Source organism: Streptomyces sp. NPDC001020 (assembly GCF_053599115.1).
The window spans coordinates 107,046-133,179 of the sequence record NZ_JBSFLQ010000016.1; the positions used below are offsets into that span (position 1 = coordinate 107,046).

The window sequence follows — 26,134 nt, forward strand, 5'->3', positions numbered from 1 at the left end:
TCGGGCCGAGCGTAACGTTCATTATGTTTCTGGTTCCGGATGTGCTCGAGACCGCCGCGGATCGCGGTGTGTGACCGTCATGCATGAACCGGCCATGACCGTCCTGCTGTTTCGCGCTTTTCCGCGGTGAAGGTAGCTCGACAAGTGCACCGGTACCTCTGACTGGCGGATCGCGCCGCCCTTCGGCAGTTCCGTCCTGCACCAGAACGGCAAGCACATGACATCCCATCGTATTTTCGACTGGACACCACAAGCCGTAGTCTTCGACTGCGACGGCACGTTGGTGGACACCGAACAGCACTGGCAACAGGCGCGCGACATCGTGCTGCGAGAGCACGGGGTCGTACCGGACGCGGAGTTCACGGAAAGAAGCAGGGGCCTGCACTACACGGAATGCGGTGCCCTGATGGCACGTCTCGCCGGCCAACCGGACGCCGGCGAGGAGATGACCCAGCAACTCCTGGAGAGGTTCCGCGCACTCGCCGCGCAACGCCCCGCGCCTGTTCCCGGAGCTCAGGCCCTGGTGATGAGCCTGAGTCGGTTCGCGCCGCTGGCCGTGGCCAGCAACTGTCCTGCGGACGTGGTGGAGTTCTGCCTCCAGTCCGTGGGCCTGAGACACCACTTCCGGCACATCGTCGTGCCAGGGGCGGACGTTCGTCCCAAACCACGTCCCGACGCCTACGTCGAGGCGGTGAGCCGGCTGGGCGCGGACAGTGGCGACACGCTGGCCGTGGAGGACTCCGTCAACGGGTTGAAGGCCGCGGTCGGTGCGGGCCTCCGGGTGATCGGAGTCGGTCGGCAGCCCAGCAAGGAAGCCGTCGCCCTCGCCGATCTGTGGGTGGACTCACTCGACGACCCGGCGTTGGCGGCCTGGGCGGAGAGTCCGCCAGGCGCCCGCCCGGAGGCAGCCGGCGGTACCCACACCGCCTCCGCGCGGCCGAAGGTGCCCAAGCAGACTGGCCCGGCCCAGTCCGGAACCGAGGCCGTCTCCTGATCGCGCCGGCGTCCACGCCGGCCGACCGCCGGACATGGACGACTGCCAGTCGACTGCCGCTGTCGAGTCCGCCTCTTTCGCGCGCGGACTGCCCCTAAAAGCTCGGGAGTTCGCGCGCGAGGTACGGTGCCGTCGCGCTTCCGATCGCCCGCGCCACCTCCGCCGGCGGTCCCGCCGCAACGATCTGCCCGCCCGCGTCTCCGCCGCCCGGGCCCAGGTCGATCACCCAGTCCGCGCCCGCGACCACGGACATGTCGTGTTCGACCACGATCACTGTGTGCCCGGCGTCGACCAGCCCGTGCAGCTGACGCATCAGTACCTCGACGTCGGCCGGGTGCAGCCCGGTCGTCGGCTCGTCAAGGAGGTAGAGAGTGGTCCCGCGGCGCCCGCGCTGCAGCTCACTGGCGAGCTTGATGCGCTGCGCCTCACCGCCGGACAGCTCCGTGGCCGGCTGGCCCAGGCGCAGATACCCGAGGCCGACGTCGAGCAGTGAGCCGAGGCTGCGGGCGATCGCCGGGGTGTCGGCGAAGAAGTCCGCCGCCTCCTCGACCGTGAGGTCGATCACCTCCGCGATGTTCCGTCCTCGGTACGTCACCTCCAGCGTGTCGGGGTTGTAGCGCGCACCGCCGCAGTCCGGGCAGGGCGCGTAGGTGCTCGGCAGGAAGAGCAACTCCACGCTGACGAACCCTTCGCCCTGGCAGGTCTCACAGCGGCCACCGGGCACGTTGAAGGAGAACCTGCCGACGCCGTAACCCCGCTCGCGCGCCTCGTCGGTGGCCGCGAACACCTTGCGTACGACGTCGAAGAGGCCCGTGTAGGTCGCGAGGTTCGAGCGCGGGGTGCGGCCGATCGGCTTCTGATCGACCGCGACCAGCCGTTCCACTCCCGGCAGTTCCTCGGTGATCTCGCCGATGAGGGTGGACTTCCCGGAGCCCGAGACACCGGTGACCGCGGTGAACACGCCCAGCGGGAACTGGGCCGTCACGTCGCGCAGGTTGTGCCGCGTGACCGGCCCGACCCGCAACTGGGCGCGAGGGGTGCGGACTTCGCCCATGATGGTGGGGGAGCGGTCGAAGAGAAAGCGGGCCGTCGCCGACTCTTCGACGGCTGCCAAATCCGCCACCGGCCCGCTGTGCAGGACCCGCCCGCCGTGCTCGCCCGCGCGCGGACCGATGTCCACCAGCCAGTCGGCGGCGCGTATCACGTCCAGATGGTGCTCCACCACGAACACCGAGTTGCCGGCTGCCTTCAGCCGCCCGAGTACCGTGAGCAGGGCCTCGGTGTCCGCGGGGTGCAGTCCCGCGGAGGGCTCGTCGAGGACGTACACCACCCCGAACAGCCCGGAGACCAACTGCGTGGCGAGCCGCAACCGCTGCAGTTCGCCCGCAGACAGGGTCGGGGTGGCGCGGTCCAGGCTCAGATAGCCGAGACCCAGTTCGACGATGGGCGCGATACGGGACCTGAGGTCCTGGGTGAGGACGCGCGCGGTCTCCGTCGACCCGTCGAGCATCCCGGCCAACGTCGCCAGCGGCAGCGCGGCCAACTCGGCGATGGTCCGGCCCACGAACGTCACCGCGAGCGCCTCCGGCCGCAACCGGCTGCCGCCGCACGCCGGGCATGGCGCGCTGCTCAGGAAGCGTTCCGCCTTCGCGCGCAGGGTCGGGCTCTTGGAGTCCGAGAACGTCTTCATCACATACCGGCGAGCGCTCATGTACGTGCCCTGGTAGGGCCGTTGGATGCGCTCGGCGTCCCGTACCGGATGCACGGTCACTACCGGCTGCTCGTCCGTGAACAGGATCCACTCCCGCTGTCCGGCGGGCAGTTCGCGCCACGGCCGGTCCACGTCGTATCCGAGTGCGTCGAGGATGTCACGCAGGTTCTTGCCCTGCCATGCCCCCGGCCACGCGGCGATCGCGCCCTCCCGGATCGACAGCGACGGGTCGGGAACCAGCAACTCCTCCGTCGTGCGGTGTACCCGGCCCAGCCCGTGGCACTCCGGGCACGCGCCGGCCGCCGTGTTCGGGGAGAAGGCGTCCGAGTCGAGCTGCGCGGCCCCCGGCGGGTAGTCGCCGGCGCGGGAGAAGAGCATTCGCAGGGAGTTCGACAGATTCGTGACCGTGCCGACCGAGGAGCGGGACGTCGGGGTGGAGCGGCGCTGCTGGAGCGAGACGGCGGGCGGCAGTCCGGTGATCTCGCCGACCTTCGGCGCGCCCACCTGGTGGATCAGGCGACGCGCGTACGGCGCGACCGACTCGAAGTAGCGGCGCTGCGCCTCGGCATAGAGGGTGCCGAACGCCAGTGACGACTTCCCGGAACCGGACACCCCGGTGAACACGGCCACGACGTCCCGTGGGATGTCGACGTCGACCGTCTTGAGGTTGTGCTCACGGGCGCCGCGGACGCGGATGTACGGATCGTGCGGGCTGTGCATGGCGGGAACTCCGTGCGGGGCTTCGACCGAGGCGGGACAAACTCCACAATCCTATGCGAGCGGGCGAGCGCTCCCTCGCCCCTTCACGGTCGGCCGGACCGGGTGCGTCAGGTCACGAGGGCCTGGGGGTCCGGGGGCCGTCTCACCATGCGTCCTTTCATTTGACATTAGAGCCACTTATGGAAGATAAAGGGGATGCTTTGGCCATCTATTCACGCGGCGTGACATGTGCGGCGTGATCTCGACGTACCGTCTGCGCGAATGAGTCCTACTGTGTCCCACTCCAGCACTGACCAGCCCACCGCCGATCCCGTGGGGGAGTGGGACGCATGGCGCACCGAGCGCCGTCGGGCCCTCACCTCGCCGACCGGGAACCTCGCCCTCGTCGAGACCCGCTGGCTCCCGGCCGGTGAGCGCCCGGACGCCGAGGCGGCCCGCGCCGGCCGGCCGGAGAGCGTGACGGTCACCACGCTCCAGCGCACCGACCTCGTCACCGGCGAGCCCGAGCACGGCCTGCGCTTCTGGGACGCCGACGCGCCCGCCATCCGCCACTTCGACCGCGTCGACGCCTTCCCCTATGACCCGGCCTGGGTCCTCCACGCGACCTACACGCCCGTGCCCGGCGCCCGACGGGTGCCCTTCGAGCACATCCGGGACAACGGCGGCACCCGCGAACTCGTCGTCCCCGGCGACATCACACTCACCGTCGACGGCCGCGACTACACCCTCAGCGCCTTCGACGACGACGGCACCCTGCTGCTCGTCTTCGGTGACCCCAGCAACGGTGACACCACCTACGGAGCCGGCCGCTTCCTCTTCGTGCGGCGCACCGAGGACGACCACCGCGTCCTGCTCGACTTCAACCGGGCCTTCGTACCGCCCTGCGGGTTCTCCGACCAGTACAACTGTCCGATGCCGCCGCGGCAGAACCGCCTCCACCTGCCCGTCGAGGCCGGTGAGAAGCGCCCCGTCTTCCGCGACGGCTTCTCCGGTCAGCACTGATCCCCCCGTAGCTCCCCGCACCGCAGCACGAAAGCGCCCTTCGCCATGAGCATCAAGAAGACGTCCCTGTACGCCACCGCCACCGTGGCCACACTCGCACTGTCCCTGACCGCCTGCGGCGGCTCCGGCTCGGGCGGCAGCGCATCGGGCGGCCGCTACGACAAGAACGCCACGGTCAACATCGGCTCCCTCTACGAGCCGCAGAACCTCGACAACACCGCGGGCGGCGGTCAGGGCGTGACCGAGGCCCTCAACGGCAACGTCTACGAAGGACTGTTCAAGCTCACCGACGACGGCAAGGTGGAGAAGCTGCTCGCCCAGGACTACAAGGTCAGCGGCGACGGCCTCACCTACACCTTCACCCTGCGCGACGGTGTGAAGTTCCACAGCGGCAAGGCGCTCACCAGCCAGGACGTCAAGTACAGCCTGGAGAAGGTGATCGCGGACGACTCCCAGTCCGCCCGCAAGAGCAACCTCGAGGTCATCAAGGACATCGCCACTCCCGACGCGCGCACCGTCAAGGTCACGCTGTCGCAGAAGTCGATCTCCTTCGTCTACAACCTCTCCTACGTCTGGATCATCAACTCCCAGGCGAAGAACCTGAAGACGACCGAGGACGGCACCGGCCCCTACAAGCTCGACAAGTGGACCCGCGGCTCCGCCCTGAGCCTTACCCGGTTCCCCGGGTACTGGGGCAGTGCAGCCAGCAACAAGAAGGTCGTCTTCCACTACTACAAGGACGCCACCGCGCTCAACAACGCGCTGGTGACCAATGCCGTCGACGTCGTCACCAGCGAGCAGTCGCCCGACGCCCTCGACCAGTTCAAGAACAACCAGAACTACAAGGTCAACGACGGCAATTCCACCACTAAGCTGCTGCTCGCCTTCAACGACAAGGCCAAGCCGTTCACGAACGTCAAGGTCCGCCAGGCCGTCTCCGCCGCCATCGACGACAAGAAGCTGCTGGAGTCCGTCTGGGGTGGCTACGGCAAGCTCACCGGGTCGATGGTGCCGCCCACCGACCCCTGGTACGAGGACCTCACCAAGGTCAACGCCTACGACCCCGCGCGCGCCAAGAAGCTGCTCGCCGAGGCCGGGTACGACAAGGGCTTCGCCTTCACCCTCGACACCCCGAACTACGACCCGCACCCCACCGCGGCGACCTTCATCAAGTCCGAGCTCGCCAAGGTCGGCATCACCGTCAAGATCAACACGATCACGCCGGACGAGTGGTACACGAAGGTCTACAAGAACCACGACTTCACGGCCACGCTCCAGGAACACGTCAACGACCGCGACCTCGTCTGGTACGGCAACCCCGACTTCTACTGGGGCTACGACAACAAGCAGGTCACACAGTGGGTCCAGCAGGCCGAGGAGGCCTCCACCACCGCGGAGCAGACCGAGCTGCTGAAGAAGGTGAACCGCAAGATCGCCGAGGACGCGGCCAGCGACTGGCTGTACCTCTACCCGCAGATCGTCGTCGCCAACAGCAAGCTGTCCGGCTACCCGCTCAACGGCCTCAACTCCCAGTTCTTCGCCTACGACATCAAGAAGACGGGCTGATGGCGCGCTATCTGCTACGCCGTCTCGCCTTCCTCGTGGTGTCGCTGGCCTTGGCCAGTGTAGTGCTGTTCGTCCTGCTGCGTATGCTGCCGGGCGACCCGGCCAACGCGCTCACCTCGGTGGGTGCCGGGCCCGAGCAGATCGCCGCGGCACGGCACGCCATCGGATCCGACAAGCCGCTGCCCGAGCAGTTCACCCACTGGCTCGGGCAGTTGGCCGGCGGCGACCTCGGCACTTCCTTCGTCAGCTCGCTGCCCGTCGGACCCGAGGTCGCCTCCCGGCTGAACGTCACCGTGCCGCTGACCCTCACGGCGTTCGCCCTCGCCGTCCTCATCGCCGTGCCCGCCGGGTTCGTTGCCGCACACAAGCGGCACACCTGGTACGGAGCACTGCTCAATGGGGTGTCCCAACTGGGTATCGCCGTCCCGGTCTTCTGGCTCGGCATGATCCTCATCGCCGTGTTCGCACTGAACGCGGGCTGGCTCCCGGCCGGTGGCTTCCCGCAGGACGGCTGGTCCCAGCCCGCCGAGGCGATCCGCTCACTCGTCCTGCCGGTCGTCACCATCGCCCTGGTGATGAGTGCGTCACTGATCCGATACGTCCGCTCCGCCACCCTCGACGTCCTCGGCAGCGACTACCTGCGTACGGCCCGCGCCCTCGGGTCGTCCTTCGGGCGGGCGATGTGGCGGCACGGCCTGCGCAACGCCTCCGTACCGGTGATCTCCGTCCTCGGTATCGAACTCGCCTCGACCCTGCTCGGCGCGGTCGTCGTGGAGTCGGTGTACGCGCTGCCGGGCCTCGGCTCGATGCTCGCCACCGGCATCGCCCAGCATGACTACCCCGTCGTCCAGGGCGTGCTGTTCGTCTCCACGCTCGCCGTGCTGCTCATCGGCTTCGGCGCCGACCTGGCCCAGCGGATCATCGACCCGCGGCTGCGCGGCCGGCTCTCCGGAGGTGCCCGATGACCCAGGCAGACGTGCTCAAGCCCGTGCGACCGGCGAAGACGTCGGCGGGCACACGCCGGCCCCGGCGCTCGGCCACGCTCGTCGTCGGCTGCGTCCTGGCCGGTCTCATCGCGCTGCTCGCCCTGGTCTCCCTGGTCTGGCTGCCCTACCCCACCGACGACACCTCCGGGGGACGGCTGGCCGGTCCCGGGAGCGGACATCTGCTGGGCACCGACAAGCTCGGGCGTGACCTGTTCACCCAGGTGATGACCGGCTCGCGGATCGCTGTCGAGGCGGGCCTGGGGTCGGTGCTCATCGCCGCCACCATCGGGGTCACCCTGGGTGTGCTCGCCGCGTTCGCACAAGGCTGGCTCGACGACACGGTCTCGGCGTTCCTCGACATCCTGATCGCCTTCCCGACGCTGCTGCTCGCGATGCTCATCGTCGCCGCACGCTCGGCGACCCTCGGCTCGGCCGTCCTCGCGATCGGCCTGGCGCAGAGCGCCGTCGTCGCCCGACTGGTGCGCATCCTGGTCAAGCGGGTCCTGGCACAGGACTTCATCACTGCCGCCCGTACCTCCGGCACGTCCTGGCCCCGGACAGTGGTGGGCCACGTGCTGCCCAACATCTGGCCCACCCTCGTGGTCAACCTCGCCCTGCAGTTCGGACTCGCGGTGCTGGCCGAGGCCGGACTGTCCTACCTCGGGCTCGGCGCGCCCCCGCCGAACGCCTCATGGGGCCGGATGCTCCAGGAGGCCCAGGCCACCTTCACCACAGCCCCGGTGGGCGCGCTCGCCCCCGGCATCCTGCTCGTCCTGCTCGTCATCGGCGTCAACCTCATCGCCGACGGCCTGCGCGACACCCTCGACCCGGCCACCCGCCGGAGGCGCGCATGACCCTCCTCGACGTACGCGGGCTGACCGTCCGCACCGCCGACGGCCGCACCCTGGTGGACGACCTTTCCTTCACCCTGGCGGGCGGCGAACGGCTCGGCCTCATCGGTGAGTCCGGTTCCGGCAAGTCCCTGACCACGCTCGCCGTGCTCGGCCTGCTGCCCGACGGCATGACCGCCACCGGCAGCGTCGAACTGGCGGGCACTCAGATCGTCGGCGCCCCCGAGAAGCGGCTCACCGCCTTCCGCGGCCGGGACACGGCCGTCGTCTTCCAGGAGCCGCTCACCGCACTCGACCCGCTGATGCGCGTGGGCCGCCAGATCGCCGAACCCCTGCGCAGACGCACCGGCCTGAAGGGCAACGACCTCAAACGGGCCGTGGCACACGCGCTCGACCAGGTACGGCTGCCCGACCCCGAGCGCATCACCCGTGCCTTCCCGCACGAGATCTCCGGCGGCCAGCGCCAGCGCGTGGCCCTCGCCATGGCGCTGGCCTGCGACCCGAAACTGCTCATCGCGGACGAGCCGACCACCGCCCTGGACGTGTCCGTGCAGGCCGAGATGCTCGAACTCATCGACACCCTGGTCCGAGAACGGGAGATGGCCGTGCTGTTCGTCAGCCACGACCTCGCCGTCGTCGCCAAGGTGACCGACCGCGCCCTGGTGATGAAGGACGGACGGGCCGTCGAAGAGGGCGCGGTCCACACCATCGTCGGCGCGCCCCGCGAGGAGTACACCAAGGCCCTGGTGGCCAGCGCCCGGCGACTGGAGGCCGCACTGGACCTGAGGAGCCCGCGATGACCCCCCTACTCGAACTGGCCGATGTCGCGCTGCGCTACCGGGGCAGCGCGGGCAACGTCGTCGAGGACGTCTCCCTCGCGGTCGAGGCCGGACACAGCCTCGCGCTCGTCGGAGAGTCGGGTGCCGGCAAGACCACGCTGCTGCGCCTGCTGTTGGGGCTCGCCCGCCCCACCTCCGGCCGCGTCCGCTTCGACGGCTCCGACCTGTCCCTGCGCGACCTGGAGCAGATGCGCCGCTTCCGTCGTAGCGTGCAGTGCGTCTTCCAGGACCCCTACTCCTCGCTCGACCCGCGCCGTCGGGTGGGCGCCACCGTGGCGGAGCCACTTCGCTCCCTGGGTATCGACACCCGTGCCACGGCCGGGCCGAAAGTGGCCGCGGCTCTGGAGCGGGTCGGCCTGCCGGCCGATGCCGCGGACCGCTATCCGCACGAGTTCTCCGGCGGACAGCGCCAGCGGATCGCCATCGCCCGCGCCACGGTCTGCACCCCGCGTGTCCTGCTGGCTGACGAACCCGTGAGCGCGCTCGACGTCACCACCCGTGTGAAGGTCGTCGACCTGCTGGCCGAACTCAAACAGGAGCAGGGGCTGACGCTCGTGATGGTCTCCCACGACCTGTCGGTCGTCGCCTCCCTGTGCGAGCGAACCGCGGTCCTGGAACGCGGCCGTGTGGTCGAACAGGGTGACACCGGTCAGGTGCTGGGCCGGCCCGCGCACCCGTACACCCGCCGCCTGATCGGCAGCGTGCCGCGTCTGCCCGCCTGAGCCACTGCAGTTCTGGTCCGCGTCACCATGAAGGACACCGACCGGACCCGTGTCGTCACGCGGCCGGGCGGTTCAGCCGATGCCCGGTAGCGGGACGTCCGCTGCCCCCGTACCGTGCTCGGCGAGCGGGCCCACGGACAGTCCCGCCGCATGACAACTGTCGACGATGCCGGGCAGTGCTCCGAGAGTGGAACGCCAGCAACCGGGAGCCGAGAGCCGGTCGGAGTCGTGCAGCAGGAGGGTGCCTCCGCCACGCAGGCCGGCTTCGACCGTCGTCCGTACGGAGGCGGGCGTGGCGTCGGCAGTCCAGTCTCTGCCCCAGGCGGTCCACAGCACCGGCCGCAGTCCGACCCTGCGGGTGGCTGCCCAGCGTCCGGACGTCAGGATCCCGTACGGAGGGCGGTACCAATGCGGCTGACGGCCCGTGACCTGCCATACCGTGTGGACCGCACGCGCCAGGTCCGCCGTGTCGCGTGCGGGAGAAGGCAGCCAGGGCTGGTTGTGGGTCCAGCCGTGCACGGCGAGCTCGTGCCCCCGCTCGGCGGTTTCGAGGGCCAGCGCCGGGTACCGCTCGACACTCTCGCCGAGCACGAAGAAGGTCGCCCGCACACCGAGGCCTTCCAGCGCGTCGAGGAAGTGCGGGGTGGACGTCGGATCGGGGCCGTCGTCGAACGTGAGAGCGACATGGTCGGGGCGGCCGGCACCGGCGAGCCGGGGGAAGAAACGGCGCCGCAGGCTGGGCAGCCAGGTGGCGGCCGGGCCGATGTGCGCGGCCGCGGCCACGGCGACCGGTGCCAGCGCGGTCGCCGCACGCCGGGCGGTGGAATCGGCGGGAAAGGACATCGCTCCTGCGCTCCTTGTCGTCATGCGCCCCGCACCCGGTTCATGACCTCCGCGGTGCCCGCTCCTGCAAGCCGGGGCCCGGTCCGTTTCGCCCTTGGGGCGCTACATCCCAGGAACCGCTGACCGACAGGGCTCTCGTCAGTCCGATGCTGCCCGCCCCGATGAGCGCCACGCCGGTCACCTCGGGCACCACCCACGCCCCGAGAGCGATCTGCTCGTCGAACAGCGCCCACCCCAGCACCACGCTGACCAGGGCGTCTCCCAGAGTGAGAACTGGCTGGGACGCCGCCAGGGTCCCAGCACGGAACGCGCTCTGCAACAGCAGGAAGGCGACCAGACCGGCGGCGACGGTGACGTACGGCGGCCATTGCGCGAGCACGGCGACCGGGCCCTGCGCGAGTCGTCCCATGACCTCCTTGATCAGAGCAGCGGTGGCGGCGAAGGACACGGCGGACGCCAGCCCGAGCAGCGCCGCGCGCGGGGCGCCTCTCACCGGGCGGGCCGCCGCGAGGAGTACGGCGACGACGCATGCCAGCGTGGTACCCGCCACGGGCCAGCGCCCCGGTAGGGCGGTGGGCCTGCCCGGGGAAGGCGAGGCCATGCCGAGGAAGAGCGCGAGGCCGACGGCCAGGGCGGCGAACGCCAGCCAGGTACGCCGGTCCGGGCGGCGGTGGAAGACCAGGCTGCCGACGGCCAGGGTGAACAACAGTTCACTGGCCAGCAGGGGCTGAACGACGGACAGGCTGCCCACGGCCAACGCGGCCGCCTGCAGGACGGTCGACAGCATGAGCAGGCCGGCACCCGCCAGCCAGTGCGGCCGCCGCAACACACGGGCGAGCCACCGCGCCGCATGACGCGGACCGTGACGGTGGTCGTGTTCGTCTGTCGCGGCCCGCCGCTGCAGGACGGAGGCTGATGCGTTGGAGAGCGCCGCGAGCAGGGCGAGCACGACGGTGAGGGCACTCACCCGCCGCTCATCCGAACCGGGCCGCCAGCCGCCGGTACAGCGCCGGCGCCGCGCCGTGCACCCGGGCGGGCAGACGCAGCCAGCCGGGAACGTAGACCTCGTCCCGTCCCCGTGAGATGGCGCACCAGACGGCCTCCGCGACGCGCTCGGGTGGCACCGGCTTCGGTCTGGACCGCCGGTACGGTACGCCACGGCGTTCGAAGAACGGGGTGTCCACCACACCGGGGACCACATGGCTGACCCCCACGCCGGTACCCCGCAGTTCGTAGCGCAAGGCGTCGGCGAACGTGGCCAGCGCCGCCTTGGCCGCGGAATAGACGGCCTCACCGCGCACGCCGACGGTGCCCGCGATGGATCCGATGATCACCACACGCCCCGAGCCGACTTCGACCATGGAGGGAAGCAGGTGCCGCACCAGGCGCATCGTGGCGATCAGATCGACGTCGACCACTTCGTCGATGGCGTCCACGGGCATGTTCCTGAACTCGCCGGCCCAGCCGATCCCTGCGCAGGCCACCACAAGGTCCATCCGGCCGGCGCGGCCGAGGGCGAACTCGGCCAGCTGCCGTTCGGCACCCGGATGGGTGAGATTCGTGGGGAAGACAGTGGCCGACGTCTGGGCGGCGACGTGCGCGAGGCGTGTGGTGTCACGCCCGTTCAGCACCAGGTGCCAGCTGCCCGCCGTGGCCAGTCGGCGGGCAACGGCGGCTCCGATGCCGGAGGAAGCGCCGGTGACGAGCGCCGTCCCCTGTTGATCCCCCTGGTGGTCGCCGCCGGACGGACGCATGGCACCGACGGCCCAGGGCGGCGTGTCCACGGGCAACGCGGGGGCGGACCGGTAGCGGGAGGGAGGGTGTGACATGGCGGCTGACCTCGTCTGCGACGGCGAACACCGGACTCGCGGGCGGGATACGACATCTCTTGGAGGGGCGGGTGGACGAAGCGGACGGAGAGTATCCCGCCCGCCACATTCCGAAACTCGGAAACACGAGGACGCGTTTGGACAGCACAGCAGGAGGCAATCGGTAACGATATGCGCATTTTCTCCCGGTCCTTGGCGACAGGCGACGCGAGCGGCCGGAACCCCTCGCATCGAACGGCCGACGACCGACGCGGCTCCACCCGTGGGACCGGTGTCGCGCGCTTCTCCCGCACCCACTCCTGCGGGTGATGGCCGCCTCCGGCGCTCGCGCCGTGCGGTCCGCGCGGGGGCCTCGTCGTCGGATCCTGATCGTCAGCGCGAGCATGGGGGCCGGGCATGACACGGTGGCAACCGAACTCGCGCGCCGCGCCCGGGAGAGCGGCCATGAAGCGCACATCGTGGACGTTCTCGGCCTGCTGCCCTACGGCATGGGCGCGGGGCTGCGCCGGTCCTACCGGTCGGCCGTACGGCACGTCCCATGGGCGTACGGACTCCTGTACGACACGTTTCTGCGTCGTGGAACCGGCCGCCGCCCCAGCGGGGTCCCGCTGGCCCGACTGGCGGGCGACCGTCTGACGGAGCTCGCGGACCGCACGGCGGCCGACGTGGTCGTCGCTGTCTTCCATCTCGCCGCGCAGTTGACGGGACACCTCAGGTCCCGGGAGCAGCTGAGGGTGCCGAGCACCGTCTTCCTGATCGACTTCGCCGTTCACCGACAGTGGCTCCATCCGGGCAACGACAGGTACCTCTGTCTCACGGAGGAAGCCGCGTACCAGGTGCGCCAGGACATCGCCGTACCCGCTGAGACGACCGGCCCGGTCGTGGCGCCCGGGTTCTTCACCGCCAAGCCCTCGGCGGCACTGTGGTCCCCGAGCCTGACTCGGCTCGCTTCCGGGCGTCCGCCGGTCGTTCTCGCCGCGGGCGCATGGGGGGCCGGTTCTCGCCTTGTCGCCACCGCCGGGCTGCTGGCCGCGCGCGGTTTCCTGCCCGTCGTGCTGTGCGGCCGCAACGAGCGGCTCCGCAGCAGCCTGTCCGTGGTTCCGGGCGTCCTCGCGCTGGGCTGGGTCGCCGACATGCCCGGCCTGATGCAAGCTGCCAGGGCCCTGGTCGACAACGCCGCTGGGCAGACCGCCGTGCAGGCGCTTGCCGCGGGGCTTCCCGTGGTGGGGTACCGCCCCCTGCCGGGCCACGGCGCGGACGGCGTGCGACGGATGGCCGCGCTGGGCCTCTCGGACGTTGCCGAGGACGAGGCCGACCTGATCGTCTCGCTGGGTCGGCTCACGGCTGACGGCCCCGACCGCGAGCGCCGAATCGCTCAGGGTCGCGCGCTCTTCCGGCACGACGTCCTGGGGCGGGTGGTGGAGCTGCTCGACACCGCCGTCATGTGAGCCGCGAACTGCCGCGGGTCTGGGCCTTCCGGTCGACGCCGTCGGTTCGGCCGCCCATGACGAGGGCCCCGCCCGGATGCGTACGTCCGGTCGGGGCCTGCCGTGTATGGGCACGGTGTTGGGGTGCCCTGCCCTGTGGACTCATCAGTGGGTGGTGCGCCGTCGAGCGAGGCCGACGGTCAGGCCCATGGCGGCGAGCCCCAGGAGGAACGTCACCGCGCCCACGAGGCAGTTGCTCCAGATGATGCCGGCCCGTGCGCCGTGTGCGGCGGTGACCACCCACGGGGAGATGATGAGCCACAAGCCGAGCGGCGCGACCATCCACGCCACACGGAGCATGCGGTCCGGGGCCAGGGTCAGAGCGAATCCGATCAGCGCGACGGTGATGCCGACGATCAGGTTGTTGGCCGTGAGGTTGGGCTCAGCCGCTGAGAAGTGGATGACCCAGGGCGATATCGCGGCGTAGACGCCCGCAAGGAGGATCAGGCCCTCGACGGCGATCGCCGAGTTGCTGCTGGAGCCCGTGCGTTCGAGCCACTCCCGCATCTCCGCCAATTCGGGATGGAGACCCATTGCGCCGGGATGATGCGTGCCCATTTCGGGGTGGTGCGTGCCCGTTCCGGTGGACTGCTGCGGATGCATTCCACTGGGTTGCTGCGGTTGCGCCATCGCTCTAGCTCCCCTCCGTGAGGGCTTAGACGTTCTTTATATTCAATTTTCCCCTGATTGGGGGGTTTATGCACCTTTCGTCCCGTCATTACTCGGGGTTCGCGGGGCTGTCTGCGTAGGAGTGTCGTGAGAAGGGATCCAGTAGCGTGGCCGCATCTCCCTCGTGATCGTCCGTGCGCGCCCGTGACTGCTGTCGCCTTTTGCGGACAGGGCGGACCTTGGTACGCGTCAGCTCCACAGCGGATAGGTGACCACCTGTGCGAAGCCCTCCGGTTTCGCATTGGTGTAGACCAGGCTCATCTGGGTGTAGTGCCGCAGCTGCGGGTGCGTCTTCCAGGGCTGCGGGTGGTCGAGCCGAACGACGACCGGGTACGAGTGGAACGTGCCTGCCGCGCAGTACGGCTTGCAGTCGTTCACCACGTTGAAGCCTTCACCCACCGCCGAGTTCGAGTCCCAGCGCGACCAGTGGAGCGAGGTGAGACGGCTGTTGCCGTCACCGCAGGCGATCATGAAGTCGCTGGGGTGTACTTGGGGGTGCCAGAAGCAGTCGACGAGGACGGTGTTCCCTGTCTGCTGTCGCGCGACGGGCGGGGCCGGTGGTGACGCCGGGGCGGCGGAAGCCGATCCCATGCCTGCTACGAGTGATGCAGCGGCACAGACTGTGACCGCCGTACTGATCCTGTGAGTGCGCATGTCCGCTCCCCGGCCGCGTGTCTAGGGACCCGTGGCCCCATGTCTGTACTTCTGGTCTGCCCGCCGGGCGATGTTCACCTGCGGGGGCGGGCGCCGGACCGCTGTGCCGTCCGTTTCGCCTGCCATTGTGTCTGTAATGACGCTAGGGCCGTGGGAGGGGATGCACCAGTCGGCCATTCGTGCCGCGCTGCGAGTGAGGTTGACGACCCGGTGGCACTTCCTTGGCGCGTGTGTTCGAGTACCGCGTGCGTCAATGCGTGGCGGCGGCGCAGGGCGGCCTGCGCACGCTGTGGGAGGGGTTCGCGGTGGGTGTGGCCAACCCCAGACCATCGTGTTCTTCGCCGCCGTACTGCCGCAGTTCGTCGATCGCGGCCAGGGTCACGCCGCGATGCAGATGCTGGTGCTCGGGCTTGTCTTCAACCTCATCGCGGTGGCTTCCGACAGCGTGTGGGGGCTGGTCGCGTCCACCGCACGGGACTGGTTCGCCCGCTCTCCGCGCCGACTCTCCCTGGTCGGTGGCGTCGGCGGGCTCGCGATGATCGGTCTTGGTGTCACCGTCGCCGCGGCGGGCCGCAAGGACTGAGTGCGGGGGAAGGCACCGGTGGTGGCGCCGGTGACCACGTCGGGCAGTTCCCTGTTGGGTCGGTGAGTGCGTGAAGTGCTGGAAGCATGCGCCGACGCGCGGGATTTGCATCACTCCCCGCCAACCGCGATGTCCGTCAGGCCGGGGGACGCGGCGTCGGTGCGCCGGGGCGGCCCATGCGCCAGGCCAGGCGTGGCCCACTGGCCGTGCGCATATGACGCGCGTGCGATAAGCGTAGAAACTGGGATGTATCAGAGCGATGAGGCTGTCATGAGGCGGCCGGCACCTCAGCAGGCTCTCTCCTGGGCGAATCAAGGAGGCCCCGGACCCTTACCACCCCCCGAGGAGACACGCATGACTCGGCAACCCTCCCCCGAACCCGACGCCGCACCCGGGCTGGAAACCCGGCTGAGTCGACTGGAGGCGCAGGTGGCGACCCTCGCCGACGCTATCCGAGCACTCGCCCGTGGCCTGGAGAACATCCCGTCGCAGGACCCTCCGCCCGAGGAAACGGCCCGGGGCGCGCGACTCGCCCATGAGCTTCTGCTGTCCAAGGACCTGTAAGACCCGTCGTCGGGCCGGAAGAGGTGCGGCGGCCCTGGTCGACTCGTACGCCGAGCCGACCTCTGCGGTGGCCGGGGCGTCGTCGGTCCACCACGAGGGGAAGCCTCCGGTGACTCACGCCTTCGGCCGTCCGCGTCGCTCACCCACCTCCCTGGCCGTCAGTGACGTGGGCCTCCTTCGCTCTGCCGGTGCCCGTAGGCAGGCCGCGGAATTCAGAAAACGATTCTGGCCTCGCGGGCGGCTGCGAGTGCGGGATCCGCTCCTGACACCAGTTCCAGCGTCACATCGCGATCACGGCCGGCCAGGGCGCGCATGTACGCCACCGCGTCGGCCCGGACGACCGCCACCGGCTCTCCCGAGCCGATCAGCCAAGCGCCGCCTGCCGGCCCGGTGAGTTCCAGTGCCATCGGGGCCTCGGACCAACCCAGGGCCAGGTCACGAACGACCTCCTCGACGATCTGCCGGTCGTGGTCGCCCACAGTGACGGACTGCCCCGTTGCCCGGGCCAGGTCGACGCGATGCATCCACAGGTCGCGGTTGTAGATGGTGTCGAGCAGGTAGCCGATGGACATCCGCGGCGCCCCGGGCATGCCACTGTCGATCCTGGCGCGTCGCATCAGTCCCGGTCGGCGCCGGCGGGCTCGTACCGCGCGGGGCCACAGCAGTGCGAACCGTTCGACCAACGCGGGCCCCGACGCGGAAGCATGCTCGTCGACCTGGGCCGCCATGTGGGCATCCACCGAGCCCTTGCCGGGGTGGCGCCGCCTTCCTGTGATCTCCCGGCGCAGCATCGTGGCCAGGCTGATGTTGTCCTCACACTGGGCGACGAGGTGGGAAACCAGCGTGCGCACGTCCCATTTGACGCAGTCGGTGGGGCGGTGCCAGTCCTCGTCGCGGAGCGCTTCGAGTACTTCGAGTGCCGCTCGGCCTTCTGCCTCGGCGAGCACGGCCGAACGGTCGCGGTCAGTCTGCGGCAGTCGCGCGGCCTCCATGAAGGTCTGATCCATCGGACTCGCCCTCCTCTGGGGCGTAGAAGCGGAAGAACATGTCCACTGCCGTCTGCGTGAGTCGGGCGAAGCGGCCCGTTTCGACCTGCGCGGACGGTTCGTTGGCGAGTTGCTGGCTGATCACACCCGACATCAGCGCCGTATACAGGTTCACCCCCTCCTCGTCGGCGGCGGCGGGCGACAACTGTCCGGCGTGCACGGCCGCCCGTAGCGCTGCCCGCAACAGTTCCAGTTGCTGGAGCGCCGGCTCGAAAGCCCGTGGGGTCGGTTCGAATCCGGGCACCGGCCGCCAGTACAGAAGCTGTGCCAGCACCGGATGGGTCATCGCCCAGGCGACGCTGGCCCGTTGACCCTCCGTGATCGCCGTTCGCGGATCGTCGATGAGTCGGGCCTGGTACGGCGTCAGGATGTCGACCGCCTCGCGCATTCCCCGCTCGAACAGGGCGTCGTAGACAGCCAGCTTCGACGGGAAGTACTGGTAGAGCGAGGGCGGACGTATCCCCACCCGTCGAGCGACCTCCGCCATGCTCAGCGCGGCCACACCCTCCTCGGCCATTACTTCGATCGCGGTGTCGAGGATCTCCCGCACCGTCTCGTCGCGCCGCCGAAGCCTCCGATCGCCCCTCATGCCATTAAGAAAACCTAACGGCCGTAGGGAAGTCAACACCCCTTCGTCATCAGGGAGTTGGGTGAAGAAATCCTTCCGGGATCTCGTCCGCGTACAGCGGGCCGAAGCGCACCCTGGAGAATGCGACCCTGCCGATCAACGACGCTTCTTCCTTCGGGTACGTGCCTTCGCGCCTGGTCAGTCGGCGCCGGGGCGTCGCCCCGGCGCCCCGGCAGCCAAAGGCGCGCCCTCGGCACGCTCTGTAGACGCCTGCTGGTCGGATCCTCGCCCGGCTGGAGCCGAGGGAAAGTGTCGTAATCACCCGCGGATCAAGGGCCTCACCCAAACCACGAGAACGTACAGCGATAAGATCAAGAGCTCATGTGAATCATCAGTAAGTTTTGGGGGTGAACTGGCAGTACGTCACCAGACCACAGCACAGAAACAGGTGTCCGCGCACCGTAGTTCCTGTGAACGGTGATGTCCGTGCCTGCCCCCACAGTCGGCAGCCGCCGCGCCGCGGAGTGAAACCGCCGACAGGAAGGTCTCGTTGTTACATGTTCCAAGACGCCCCCATCTATCACCAGCTCGTCGCCGAGCGCGGTGACGTACCGGCACAGGTACGCGACGCGGCGGAAATGATACGTCGCCAACTTCAGGGGGTGATCAGACTGGAGCAGCCTCCCAGTGGTTTCGAGCCCGGCCCGTACGCCGGCCACGCGAGAGCGCAACAACGCTCCGCACTTCCCCCCGGCCCGCAACTAGGCTGACGACGCCGGTGACGGTCTGTGGTGCCGGAGGGGCAGGGCACAGGACGGTGGCGCCACGGGCAACGCCGTAGCCGAGAGCCCCGACCCAAGCTTCGGTTCCACGCCATACCCGGCCAGGGTGTCGAGCCCGGCGACCCGGGTGTTCTCCGCCCGCTCTCGCCGGGCACCGTGCGACACGGCCTCGATGGGGGAGGGGCCGCGCCGTGGCCCGGAGGGTCATATCCGCGCGTTCCGGGTGCGCCCGCTACCAGCGCGATGCTGTTGTCGTCACGAGGTCGCGACGTCGGGGGCGGCCTCGGCAAGGACGGGGTTGATGCGCGGGGCCTGCAACTGCCGACCCAGCCACGGCAGCGCCTGGGGAAGTTCGCGACTCCAGGTCGCGAAGTTGTGACCGCCGGACGGAAGGATGATGGACGCCGTCTTCAGCGGCGGCTTGGCAGCGGCCAGGAAGTCCTGCGTGGCCTGGTAGTCGGATTCCCCGCGTCGGCTGGTGGTGACCAGGACGGAAACGTCGGGGGCGGGCAGGTGCCGCAGGCGCCACATGAGGTCGTTCTCACGCCGGAGTTGCCTGCTACCGCCGAACAAGTCGCCGGTGGTGGCGTCGACTTCAGGCTTGTAATAGCCGGAGAGAGCAACGGCTGCGGTGTACGTGCCAGAGTGGCGCATGGCGAACTTCAGCGCGCAGTAGCCGCCCGTGGAGTTGCCGATGACCCCGCGGTACGCGGCGCTGTCACCGATGCGGTAAACAGTCCCCAATGCGGTCGGCAGGTCCTGGGTGAAGAAGGATTCCACCTGCGGGCCGCCTGGGATGTCCATGCACTCGGTGTCCCTCGGCGGTGCCAGCGTGGGCCGCATGAGCACCACGATGGTGGGCGGCATCTCCTTGTGCGCGATGGCTCTGTCGGCCAACTCGGGGTATTTGAGACGGGTGATGAGATTCTCGGTGGTGCCGGGGTAGCCGGTGAGCGCGACGATCAACGGGAACTGCACCTGTGCGTAACGAGGTTGACCGTACTGCGGGGGCAGGTAGACATACGCCTTGGTGCTCAGGTGGGACTTGGCCCCCCTGATCTCCACCGTCTCCAGGCTGCCGCCCGCCGTCGCGGTCGTACCCTTGGGCGCGGGCAATTTCTGGTGACGCAGAACACGGACCGCGTTGCTGTGGCTGACCGCCGCAGTACCATCGGCGATGGTCGCGGTGCCGTCCTCGCCGGTGCCCAGCAGGTCGTTCCAGGAGCCGTAGAAACCGAAGTAGTTGTTGACTGCCAGGGCGAGCGCGGCCAGGCAGGCGAGCTGGATGCCAAGCAGTACCCCGATACGACCCAGCACCGAACGCCAGGTATGCCGGCTCAGGTATGGCCACAGCCACACCGCGACGCCGAAGGCCGCCGAGGTCAGGCTGACAGTCAGCACGAGCAGGGTCTGACTGGTGATTCCCACGATCTGGTGATACTTCCTGTGCGTTTACGGTGGCCGCATCGCCGTACGGCAGGCAGAGGTGCCGGATGTTCGGCAGTACAGGCGATACACCAACGCTGGATGAACGTCGGTGAAAGAATGGCGCTCCACAGGGTGAATACCTTAACGGGCCGGTACGCAAGGGGTTGTACTGGGCTCGACTCGGTAGCGGTTTCGAGCCATCGGTGAAACGAGTGAGCGGCACTCCGCGGCCGACTCCACACCGGACACCGCGGCTTCGCTGATCGTGCACGTGCCGACGGTGATGCTCGCGCACCCACCGCCGTGGACCGCGCCCGCCCATGGCAATCCGCGCTGAGCCGGAGGAGAACACCGCGGCTCGATCACTTCACCCGGGCGTGGGCCGGCGGAAACGTACTACCGCATCCACTCCCTGTTCTCGGGGGTCCTCACTGGTCGGGGAGCTGTCCGGAACTGGTCGGGAACAGGTGGGAACCGATCTGCCTTCGGCGGTGTAGACAGGTGTGGGAACGCGGGAGGGGACCGCATCGTCGATGAGGCCGCAGTGATCGCTCGCGTGCGCGCCGGAGAGCCGGAGGCGTACGCCGAACTGGTGCGGGCTCATACGCGCATCGCACTGCGGGCGGCCGCCGCGCTCGGGGCGGGTGCGGATGCGGAGGACGTGGTGCAGCAGGCCTTCGTGAAGGCGTACTGCGCGCTGGGGCGGTTCAAGGACGGTTCGGCGTTCAAACCGTGGTTGCTTGCGATCGTCGCCAACGAGACGCGGAACACGGTGCGCGCGACGGCCCGGCAGCGCACACTCGTCGGTCGCGAAGCGGCCTTCGCGCAGGCGGAACCGCTGATACCGGACTCGCGGGACCCGGCCGTGGCGACGCTGGAGACCGAGCGCCGCGCAGCCCTGCTCGCTGCGCTGGAGAAGCTGAGCGAGGAACATCGCCTGGTCGTCACCTATCGCTATCTCCTCGAGATGGACGAGTCCGAGACCGCTCAGGCCCTCGGCTGGCCCCGCGGCACGGTGAAGTCCCGCCTCAACCGCGCGCTGCGGAAGCTTGGCCGCCTGCTGCCGGATCTTCAGCCACCGGAAAGGAGGTGATGAGCGTGAGTGAGTCCCATGACGGTGTGGGCGCTGGTCGCAGTCGGCGCACGACGGCGGCACGACTGTCCGAGGAGTTGTCGGCGCTCGGGCGGTCGCTGGACTCGGCGTCGGCCGGTGGTTCCGAGCCGATGGCCGAGCGGGTCATGGCGCAGATACGCGGCGAGCGTCTGCCGGTTCCGGTGGCCGAGCCGCCGGGTGCCGGTGAGCGGCTGCGAGCGGTCCGGCACTGGACGCGGACGCGGTGGCGTTCGCTGACGGCGGCGCTGTGCGGCCTGCTGATGGTGCTCGCGCTCACGTCTCCGGTGCGGGCGGCGGTCCTCGACTGGTTCGAATTCGGTGGGGTCCAAGTGCGTCACAGCCCGTCGACGAGGCCGTCGCCCGGTGCCGAGGTGCCCGGCTGCGGCCGATCGGTGTCGCTCGCGCAGGCACGGCACCAGGCCGGCTTCGCACCGGTGGTGCCGGACGCGCTCGGGCCGCCCGACACGGTGACGGTGACCGGCGAGCCGCACCGACGGTTCCTGGTGAGCCTGTGCTGGCGCGAGCACGGGCACACGATCCGGTTGGACGAGTATCCGGCGCAACTGGACGTCGGCTTCGCCAAAACGGTGAGCGAGCCGCCGGAGTGGATCCTGCCGGACGACAACACCTCCGACCCGGACATGCCCCATCCCCTCCTGTGGTTCCCGCGGCCCCATCTGCTCAGCTTCTGGCTGGTGGACGCGGACGGGAAACGCTACACACGCAAGGAGCGGACAGCGGGGCCGACGCTGCTGTGGACCCATCAGACACCAGGACGGGAGGTGACGTTGCGTTTGGAGGGAGTGGCATCGAAGAGCCGAGCTGTGGACATCGCGAGGTCCCTCGCCAAGAAATCCGGCGCGTCCTCGAAGTAGGGCGCGAAGAGTGGGAACCCCGAACCATCGAGCGGTGTACCGGAAGTGACACGCGGCTCAGGCAAGAGCCGCCCGGGAATCGGCCGACTTGGGGGTCGAATGCTCAGGTGCAAAGGCGGTATTCGTGAATGGGGCGCGCTGCTGGGCGCGTTGACCATGATGCTGGCACTCACGGTGTGGGGCGCGTCCTCGGCCGCGGCAGGCGGGCCGACGAGCGTACTCGTGGTCTCGCCGACGAGCGGGGAGGCCACCGGGCTGTACTACTCCGACAAGAAGTACGACGAGCTTCAGCAGTTGCTCGACCGACCGGCCACCGAAACCGGCGACAATCCGCCGGAGACCAACCTGGCCGGCACCCGGCAGATCACCGTCACCTGGCTTGTGCACGACATCACACCATGGCGACTCGACCAGGTCCTGGATACCGGCAGCGACGGCGTCTGGATCCACACCGCGGCGAACACGCCCGAATCGACGAAAGGCTACTGGCACCGCGCCGCGGATCCCACCCGACTGCGCACCCTTCTCAAGAAGCTCGGAGTAATGGGCAGAGCCTCCGACTCGGGATATGCCGGCCTCATTCCGGTTCCCTGGCAGTCGAGCAGCGCGGCTACGCCGGACGCGGCCACGGGGACCACACCCCCGCTGGTCGCCGCGTCGGCGAGTGGCGGCACCGACTGGTGGTGGACGATACCGGGAGCGGTGGCCGGTGCCGTGCTGGCGCTGGTGCTGCGTTCCCTCGTCGCGAGGGCGCCGGGCCACTTGCGCCGTAAGCACGAGCCAGGGCCCAGGCAGGAATTGCGGGACGTATGAGGTGGTGCGGCGCGGGCAGGACAACAGGGCGTGGGGATCGACCCCTGGAGTATGAAGTGGAAGGCATGTTTGCCATTGTGATGATCATCATCGATGTCACACCCGCAACGCGCCGCCAGTGCCGGGCGGTCCGCTCCGGTGCCCAAGCCCCTCCCATGCGCCCGCACCGATTAACCCCTGACGGCTCGTCATCATTTCGGAAATGACATGCCGTAGAGTTTGCAGGTCAAACCATGAGTGCCGGACGGTGTGTCAGTATGGTGTTGCGTGATGCTGCGCGGCGGTGAGCTACGAAAGTGCGTGTGTGTCTGCGGCTGACCGGGTTCTTGGAGATGAAAAGCGGCTTGTCATCAAGTTGCAACAGCAACGTGACTGCTATCAATGCTGCGCATGAAACGAAGGCAATCGTTGTCCGGCCTGCAGGCACGGACTTCCCGACTAGCCGCGGCAGCACTGAGCCTGGTCGTCAGTGCTGGCGCAACGCTGGCGCTGAACGCCGGCGACATCGCTCAGGCGCAGCCACGCCAAGGTGTGGGTAGCACCTTGGTCAACGAGACGTTTACGCACGCCACCGCCCCGGAGTTCATCGGGGTGGGGGATGCCTGCCTTACCGGAGCACCGGCCACCACCACGCCTCCTCCTCTGGGAGACCACCCACTCGGTGGTTGCAACCCTGGTGTCAATTCGCCTCCCCCCAACGCCGACCCGCACGGTTACCTTCGGCTGACTGATGCGTCCAACGACAAGTCCGGGGCGGCCCTCTACAACCAGGCGATTCCCGCCTCCCACGGTCTCGACGTCACGTTCGACCAGTGGCAGTACGGAAGCACCACCCCGAACACCCCCGCCGACGGTATTTCGTTCTTCCTGGTGAACGGCGACGTCTCACTGACCCAGCCGGGCGCTTTCGGCGGCAGCCTCGGGTACGCGCAGAAGCAGGAGACCGGCGCCTTCCCGTTCCTGCCCGGTGTGGAGGGTGGCTATCTGGGCATCGGCCTTGACGTTCTCGGGAACTTCTTCGGTGACTGGGAACGCCGCGGCAACGGCTGCCCCCCGGGCCAGCGCTCGCCCGCAGGGACGACGATCCACGTTCCCGCGCCCGGGGAAAACATGGTCACGGTACGCGGCCCCGGCCAGGGGACCGAGGGCTACTGCTTCCTGACCGCCACCACCAGCAACTTCACCACCACCGGACCTTGGCCGTCGACCCTCCCGGGGAACCTGCAGGGGCCGCTGGCAACGCTTCCTCCGGGTCTTACCCCGCAGGCGGCCGAGGCCCTGCTCGAGCCGTCGCGTCGCCGGGTGCACGTGGTGCTCACCCCGGTGCCGAACCCGCAGTTGACCGTGTCCATCGACTTCAACGATGGCAAGGGCTTCCAGCAGGTGCTCAGCACGGCGGCTCCGACGCCGGTTCCCGCCACCTACAAGTTCGGTTTCGCGGGTTCCACCGGTCTGTTCACCGACGTGCACCTCATCCGCAACGTGGTCGTCGCCACTGAAACGCCGCTCCCGCAGTTGGAGCTCGTCAAACAGGCCAGGCAGCCGCTGCCCGGTGAGCTGACGGTCGGTGATCTGATTCCCTACGACTTCGTGGTGACCAACTCCGGTGCAACGAACATCACGGGCATCACCGTCACCGATCCGAAGGTCGGTCCGGTGAACTGTCCGCAGACGACCCTGGCGCCAGGTGAGACGGTCACCTGTAGTGCCGTCTATCGCGTCACCGCCGAAGACGTGGCCCACGGCTCCGTCGACAACACCGCTACGGCGTCGGGCACCTCGAACGGCGAGACAGTCAATTCACCACCCTCCTCGGAGAGAGTGCCGGTCGTCCAGCCACCCAGCCTGGAGATCGAGAAGGATGTGCAGACGCCCGGCCCCTACTTCGTGGGGCAAACGGTCACCTTCTCCTACCGCGTCCGTAACACGGGCGGGCTGACGATCAACAACGTCAGGGTGAACGATGACCGAGTCAGCAACGTCACCTGCCAGACGACCACGCTGACACCGTTCGAGAGCCCCGGCGACACCACCACCTGTACCGGTACGTACACCTTCACCGCGGCCGACGGTCAGGAGGGTTTCGCCACCAATACCGCTACGGCGACCGGTACGGCGTCGAACGGCACGGAGGTCACCTCCGAGCCGTCCGTGCTGACCCTGCCGGTCGGAGTGCCGCACCTCGACCTGGAGAAGAGGGTGGTCTCGCAGGGACCGTTCCAGATCGGGTCCCCGGTGGAGTACTCCTACACCGTCACCAACACCGGCCCCGTTCCCCTGACCAACGTAGTGATCCATGACGACCGAGTCGCCGACGTCACCTGTCAGACAACCACGCTCGGTCCCGGTGCGAGCACCACCTGCACCGGTACCCACACGATCACCCAGGCCGACGTCACCCCCTGCCACCCGCCCACCGCACGCGGCGCGAACAAGGGCAGGGTCAAGGAGAACACCAGGCAGATCACGCTCTGCGAGGTCACCAACATCGCGCGCGCGGGCGGCAACCCCCCGCAGGGCCCCCAGATTGTCAGCGACCAGGCTGCGGCCACCATCATCGTCGAGGTACAGCAGGCGGTCGAGCTCTCCCTGGCGAAGCGGGTGGTCTCGTCGGGTCCGTTCCATGTGGGGTCGCAGGTTGAGTACGAGTACACGGTCACCAACACAGGCAGCACCGCGCTGCACAACGTGGCGGTGAGCGACAACCTGGTCGCCAATGTCACCTGTCAGGCGACGACGCTGGCGCCCGGTGCGAGTACCACCTGTACCGGTACGCACACGATCACCCAGGCCGATGTCACTCCCTGTCACACTCCCTCCGTGCGCGGTGGGGGCAAGGGCAAGGGCAAGCAGCAGGTTGTGCGTTGTGAGGTCACCAACACGGCGCAGGCGACGGCCGTCGACCAGCAGGGCAACCAGGTCGCCAGCAACCAGGCCAGGGCCACCATCATCGTGGAGGTGCAGCAGGTGGTCGAGCTCGCTCTGAAGAAGCGGGTGGTCTCCAAGGGGCCGTTCCGTGTCGGGGACACCGTCAAGTACGCCTACACCGTGACCAACACGGGCAGCGTCGCGCTGAACAACCTGGTGGTCACTGACAACCTGGTCGCCAACGTCACCTGTAAGGCGGCCACGCTGGCCCCCGGTGCGAGCACCACTTGCACCGGCACCCATCGGATCACCAAGGCCGACGTCACTCCGTGCAAGCAGGTCAAGGAGCGCGGCGGGGACCACGGCAAGAACAAGAACAAGGTGATGCGCTGCGAGGTCACCAACACGGCGCAGGCGACGGCGACCGACCCGCAGGGCAACAAGGTGACCAGCAACAAGGCCACGGCCACCATCACAGTGAAGGTGGAGAAGAAGAAGGAGAAGGAAAAGGAGCACTGCCGCAAGCATCACAGCGGTCACGGGAAGGCGTACGGCGGAGACCGCTGCGACGAGCACGACGGTCATCACCGCCGGGTAGCCCAGGAGGCGTAAGGGGCACG

22 protein-coding genes and 1 pseudogene are annotated in these 26,134 nt (G+C 68.9%); 14 read left to right on the plus strand and 9 right to left on the minus strand.

Translation table 11 applies throughout. From position 1 onward, the window contains the following. Positions 1–217 precede the first annotated feature (217 nt). On the plus strand, positions 218–994 hold the full coding sequence (locus ACWDEX_RS17515) for an HAD family hydrolase (RefSeq protein WP_450464360.1): 777 nt from the start codon (positions 218–220) through the stop codon (positions 992–994). Between the two features lie 94 nt (positions 995–1,088). Here ACWDEX_RS17515 and ACWDEX_RS17520 read toward each other — a convergent pair whose 3' ends face one another. Beyond that, a complete protein-coding gene (locus ACWDEX_RS17520; RefSeq protein ID WP_450464362.1) occupies positions 1,089–3,425 on the minus strand; it encodes an ATP-binding cassette domain-containing protein in 2,337 nt (778 codons plus the stop codon). Between the two features lie 261 nt (positions 3,426–3,686). On the opposite strand from ACWDEX_RS17520, the gene ACWDEX_RS17525 reads away from it, so the two are divergent. Genes ACWDEX_RS17525 through ACWDEX_RS17550 form a run of 6 tightly spaced genes read left to right on the plus strand, consistent with a single transcriptional unit; the run spans position 3,687 to position 9,391 of the window. Further along, positions 3,687–4,427: a DUF1684 domain-containing protein gene (locus ACWDEX_RS17525; RefSeq protein WP_450464364.1), complete on the plus strand. Its 741-nt coding sequence runs from the start codon at positions 3,687–3,689 to the stop codon at positions 4,425–4,427. Between the two features lie 45 nt (positions 4,428–4,472). Beyond that, entirely contained in the window at positions 4,473–5,993 is a 1,521-nt protein-coding gene (locus tag ACWDEX_RS17530) for an ABC transporter substrate-binding protein (RefSeq protein ID WP_450464365.1), read from the plus strand. After that, entirely contained in the window at positions 5,993–6,958 is a 966-nt protein-coding gene (locus tag ACWDEX_RS17535; protein ID WP_450464367.1) for an ABC transporter permease, read from the plus strand. Before ACWDEX_RS17530 ends, ACWDEX_RS17535 begins: the two co-directional genes overlap by 1 nt. Beyond that, the gene (locus ACWDEX_RS17540) at positions 6,955–7,833 is read left to right on the plus strand and encodes an ABC transporter permease (protein ID WP_450464368.1); all 879 of its coding nucleotides are present in this window, start codon (positions 6,955–6,957) and stop codon (positions 7,831–7,833) included. Before ACWDEX_RS17535 ends, ACWDEX_RS17540 begins: the two co-directional genes overlap by 4 nt. Continuing rightward, positions 7,830–8,630, plus strand: a complete 801-nt coding sequence (locus ACWDEX_RS17545; protein WP_450464369.1) for an ATP-binding cassette domain-containing protein — start codon at positions 7,830–7,832, stop codon at positions 8,628–8,630. The genes ACWDEX_RS17540 and ACWDEX_RS17545 overlap by 4 nt, the downstream gene beginning before the upstream one ends. Continuing rightward, positions 8,627–9,391 (plus strand): ABC transporter ATP-binding protein, encoded by a 765-nt coding sequence (locus ACWDEX_RS17550; RefSeq protein ID WP_450464371.1) that lies wholly within the window; start codon positions 8,627–8,629, stop codon positions 9,389–9,391. The genes ACWDEX_RS17545 and ACWDEX_RS17550 overlap by 4 nt, the downstream gene beginning before the upstream one ends. A 72-nt stretch (positions 9,392–9,463) precedes the next feature. On the opposite strand, the gene ACWDEX_RS17555 is transcribed toward ACWDEX_RS17550, so the two are convergent. From ACWDEX_RS17555 to ACWDEX_RS17565, 3 genes are read right to left on the minus strand one after another with little or no spacing between them, the layout of a single operon-like run. Then, the gene (locus ACWDEX_RS17555; protein ID WP_450464373.1) at positions 9,464–10,234 is read right to left on the minus strand and encodes a polysaccharide deacetylase family protein; all 771 of its coding nucleotides are present in this window, start codon (positions 10,232–10,234) and stop codon (positions 9,464–9,466) included. Positions 10,235–10,274: 40 nt separating this feature from the next. Then, positions 10,275–11,201 (minus strand): DMT family transporter, encoded by a 927-nt coding sequence (locus ACWDEX_RS17560; protein ID WP_450464374.1) that lies wholly within the window; start codon positions 11,199–11,201, stop codon positions 10,275–10,277. Positions 11,202–11,208: 7 nt separating this feature from the next. After that, positions 11,209–12,063, minus strand: coding sequence for an SDR family NAD(P)-dependent oxidoreductase (locus tag ACWDEX_RS17565; protein WP_450464375.1), 855 nt, complete (start codon positions 12,061–12,063; stop codon positions 11,209–11,211). A gap of 383 nt (positions 12,064–12,446) precedes the next feature. Between ACWDEX_RS17565 and ACWDEX_RS17570 the strand changes: the two genes are divergently transcribed. Next, positions 12,447–13,511 (plus strand): MGDG synthase family glycosyltransferase, encoded by a 1,065-nt coding sequence (locus tag ACWDEX_RS17570; protein ID WP_450464376.1) that lies wholly within the window; start codon positions 12,447–12,449, stop codon positions 13,509–13,511. 144 nt (positions 13,512–13,655) lie between these two features. Here ACWDEX_RS17570 and ACWDEX_RS17575 read toward each other — a convergent pair whose 3' ends face one another. Both ACWDEX_RS17575 and ACWDEX_RS17580 read right to left on the minus strand, forming a co-directional pair. Then, complete coding sequence (locus tag ACWDEX_RS17575) at positions 13,656–14,084, minus strand: SPW repeat protein (protein ID WP_450464377.1); 429 nt, start codon at positions 14,082–14,084, stop codon at positions 13,656–13,658. Positions 14,085–14,408: 324 nt separating this feature from the next. Then, entirely contained in the window at positions 14,409–14,873 is a 465-nt protein-coding gene (locus ACWDEX_RS17580) for a hypothetical protein (RefSeq protein ID WP_450464379.1), read from the minus strand. 263 nt (positions 14,874–15,136) lie between these two features. Here ACWDEX_RS17580 and ACWDEX_RS17585 point away from each other — a divergent pair. Then, positions 15,137–15,456 (plus strand): annotated as a pseudogene (locus ACWDEX_RS17585) (LysE family translocator); the annotation flags it as partial. A 354-nt stretch (positions 15,457–15,810) separates the two neighbouring features. After that, positions 15,811–16,020, plus strand: coding sequence for a hypothetical protein (locus ACWDEX_RS17590; RefSeq protein ID WP_450464381.1), 210 nt, complete (start codon positions 15,811–15,813; stop codon positions 16,018–16,020). A gap of 212 nt (positions 16,021–16,232) precedes the next feature. On the opposite strand, the gene ACWDEX_RS17595 is transcribed toward ACWDEX_RS17590, so the two are convergent. The 3 genes from ACWDEX_RS17595 to ACWDEX_RS17605 all read right to left on the minus strand — a co-directional run bounded on the left by ACWDEX_RS17595 (position 16,233) and on the right by ACWDEX_RS17605 (position 19,844). Beyond that, positions 16,233–17,027 carry a maleylpyruvate isomerase family mycothiol-dependent enzyme gene (locus ACWDEX_RS17595; protein ID WP_450464382.1) on the minus strand — a complete coding sequence of 265 codons (795 nt, stop codon included), beginning with the start codon at positions 17,025–17,027 and terminating at the stop codon, positions 16,233–16,235. Beyond that, entirely contained in the window at positions 16,984–17,655 is a 672-nt protein-coding gene (locus tag ACWDEX_RS17600) for a TetR/AcrR family transcriptional regulator (RefSeq protein WP_450464383.1), read from the minus strand. The genes ACWDEX_RS17595 and ACWDEX_RS17600 overlap by 44 nt, the downstream gene beginning before the upstream one ends. A 1,016-nt stretch (positions 17,656–18,671) precedes the next feature. Then, entirely contained in the window at positions 18,672–19,844 is a 1,173-nt protein-coding gene (locus ACWDEX_RS17605) for an alpha/beta hydrolase (RefSeq protein ID WP_450464384.1), read from the minus strand. Positions 19,845–20,388: 544 nt separating this feature from the next. On the opposite strand from ACWDEX_RS17605, the gene ACWDEX_RS17610 reads away from it, so the two are divergent. The 4 genes from ACWDEX_RS17610 (at position 20,389) to ACWDEX_RS17625 (ending at position 26,126) form a co-directional block, all read left to right on the plus strand. Continuing rightward, a complete protein-coding gene (locus tag ACWDEX_RS17610; protein ID WP_450464385.1) occupies positions 20,389–20,937 on the plus strand; it encodes an RNA polymerase sigma factor in 549 nt (182 codons plus the stop codon). Beyond that, positions 20,937–21,833 (plus strand): hypothetical protein, encoded by an 897-nt coding sequence (locus tag ACWDEX_RS17615; protein ID WP_450464386.1) that lies wholly within the window; start codon positions 20,937–20,939, stop codon positions 21,831–21,833. The genes ACWDEX_RS17610 and ACWDEX_RS17615 overlap by 1 nt, the downstream gene beginning before the upstream one ends. A 99-nt stretch (positions 21,834–21,932) precedes the next feature. Beyond that, a complete protein-coding gene (locus ACWDEX_RS17620) occupies positions 21,933–22,646 on the plus strand; it encodes a hypothetical protein (RefSeq protein WP_450464388.1) in 714 nt (237 codons plus the stop codon). A gap of 390 nt (positions 22,647–23,036) precedes the next feature. Beyond that, positions 23,037–26,126 carry a DUF7507 domain-containing protein gene (locus ACWDEX_RS17625; RefSeq protein ID WP_450464389.1) on the plus strand — a complete coding sequence of 1,030 codons (3,090 nt, stop codon included), beginning with the start codon at positions 23,037–23,039 and terminating at the stop codon, positions 26,124–26,126. Positions 26,127–26,134: the final 8 nt, after the last annotated feature.

Excerpts from the sequence above, each read along its gene's own strand:
- ACWDEX_RS17615 (WP_450464386.1), top strand. The coding sequence starts at position 20,937 with ATGAGCGTGAGTGAGTCCCATGACGGTGTGGGCGCTGGTCGCAGTCGG.
- ACWDEX_RS17540 (WP_450464368.1), top strand. The coding sequence starts at position 6,955 with ATGACCCAGGCAGACGTGCTCAAGCCCGTGCGACCGGCGAAGACGTCG.
- ACWDEX_RS17600 (WP_450464383.1), bottom strand. The coding sequence starts at position 17,655 with ATGAGGGGCGATCGGAGGCTTCGGCGGCGCGACGAGACGGTGCGGGAG.
- ACWDEX_RS17595 (WP_450464382.1), bottom strand. The coding sequence starts at position 17,027 with ATGGATCAGACCTTCATGGAGGCCGCGCGACTGCCGCAGACTGACCGC.
- ACWDEX_RS17570 (WP_450464376.1), top strand. The coding sequence starts at position 12,447 with ATGGGGGCCGGGCATGACACGGTGGCAACCGAACTCGCGCGCCGCGCC.
- ACWDEX_RS17575 (WP_450464377.1), bottom strand. The coding sequence starts at position 14,084 with ATGGGTCTCCATCCCGAATTGGCGGAGATGCGGGAGTGGCTCGAACGC.
- ACWDEX_RS17620 (WP_450464388.1), top strand. The coding sequence starts at position 21,933 with ATGCTCAGGTGCAAAGGCGGTATTCGTGAATGGGGCGCGCTGCTGGGC.
- ACWDEX_RS17625 (WP_450464389.1), top strand. The coding sequence starts at position 23,037 with ATGAAACGAAGGCAATCGTTGTCCGGCCTGCAGGCACGGACTTCCCGA.
- ACWDEX_RS17550 (WP_450464371.1), top strand. The coding sequence starts at position 8,627 with ATGACCCCCCTACTCGAACTGGCCGATGTCGCGCTGCGCTACCGGGGC.
- ACWDEX_RS17525 (WP_450464364.1), top strand. The coding sequence starts at position 3,687 with ATGAGTCCTACTGTGTCCCACTCCAGCACTGACCAGCCCACCGCCGAT.
- ACWDEX_RS17580 (WP_450464379.1), bottom strand. The coding sequence starts at position 14,873 with ATGCGCACTCACAGGATCAGTACGGCGGTCACAGTCTGTGCCGCTGCA.
- ACWDEX_RS17545 (WP_450464369.1), top strand. The coding sequence starts at position 7,830 with ATGACCCTCCTCGACGTACGCGGGCTGACCGTCCGCACCGCCGACGGC.
- ACWDEX_RS17520 (WP_450464362.1), bottom strand. The coding sequence starts at position 3,425 with ATGCACAGCCCGCACGATCCGTACATCCGCGTCCGCGGCGCCCGTGAG.
- ACWDEX_RS17590 (WP_450464381.1), top strand. The coding sequence starts at position 15,811 with ATGACTCGGCAACCCTCCCCCGAACCCGACGCCGCACCCGGGCTGGAA.
- ACWDEX_RS17565 (WP_450464375.1), bottom strand. The coding sequence starts at position 12,063 with ATGTCACACCCTCCCTCCCGCTACCGGTCCGCCCCCGCGTTGCCCGTG.
- ACWDEX_RS17515 (WP_450464360.1), top strand. The coding sequence starts at position 218 with ATGACATCCCATCGTATTTTCGACTGGACACCACAAGCCGTAGTCTTC.
- ACWDEX_RS17535 (WP_450464367.1), top strand. The coding sequence starts at position 5,993 with ATGGCGCGCTATCTGCTACGCCGTCTCGCCTTCCTCGTGGTGTCGCTG.
- ACWDEX_RS17530 (WP_450464365.1), top strand. The coding sequence starts at position 4,473 with ATGAGCATCAAGAAGACGTCCCTGTACGCCACCGCCACCGTGGCCACA.
- ACWDEX_RS17555 (WP_450464373.1), bottom strand. The coding sequence starts at position 10,234 with ATGTCCTTTCCCGCCGATTCCACCGCCCGGCGTGCGGCGACCGCGCTG.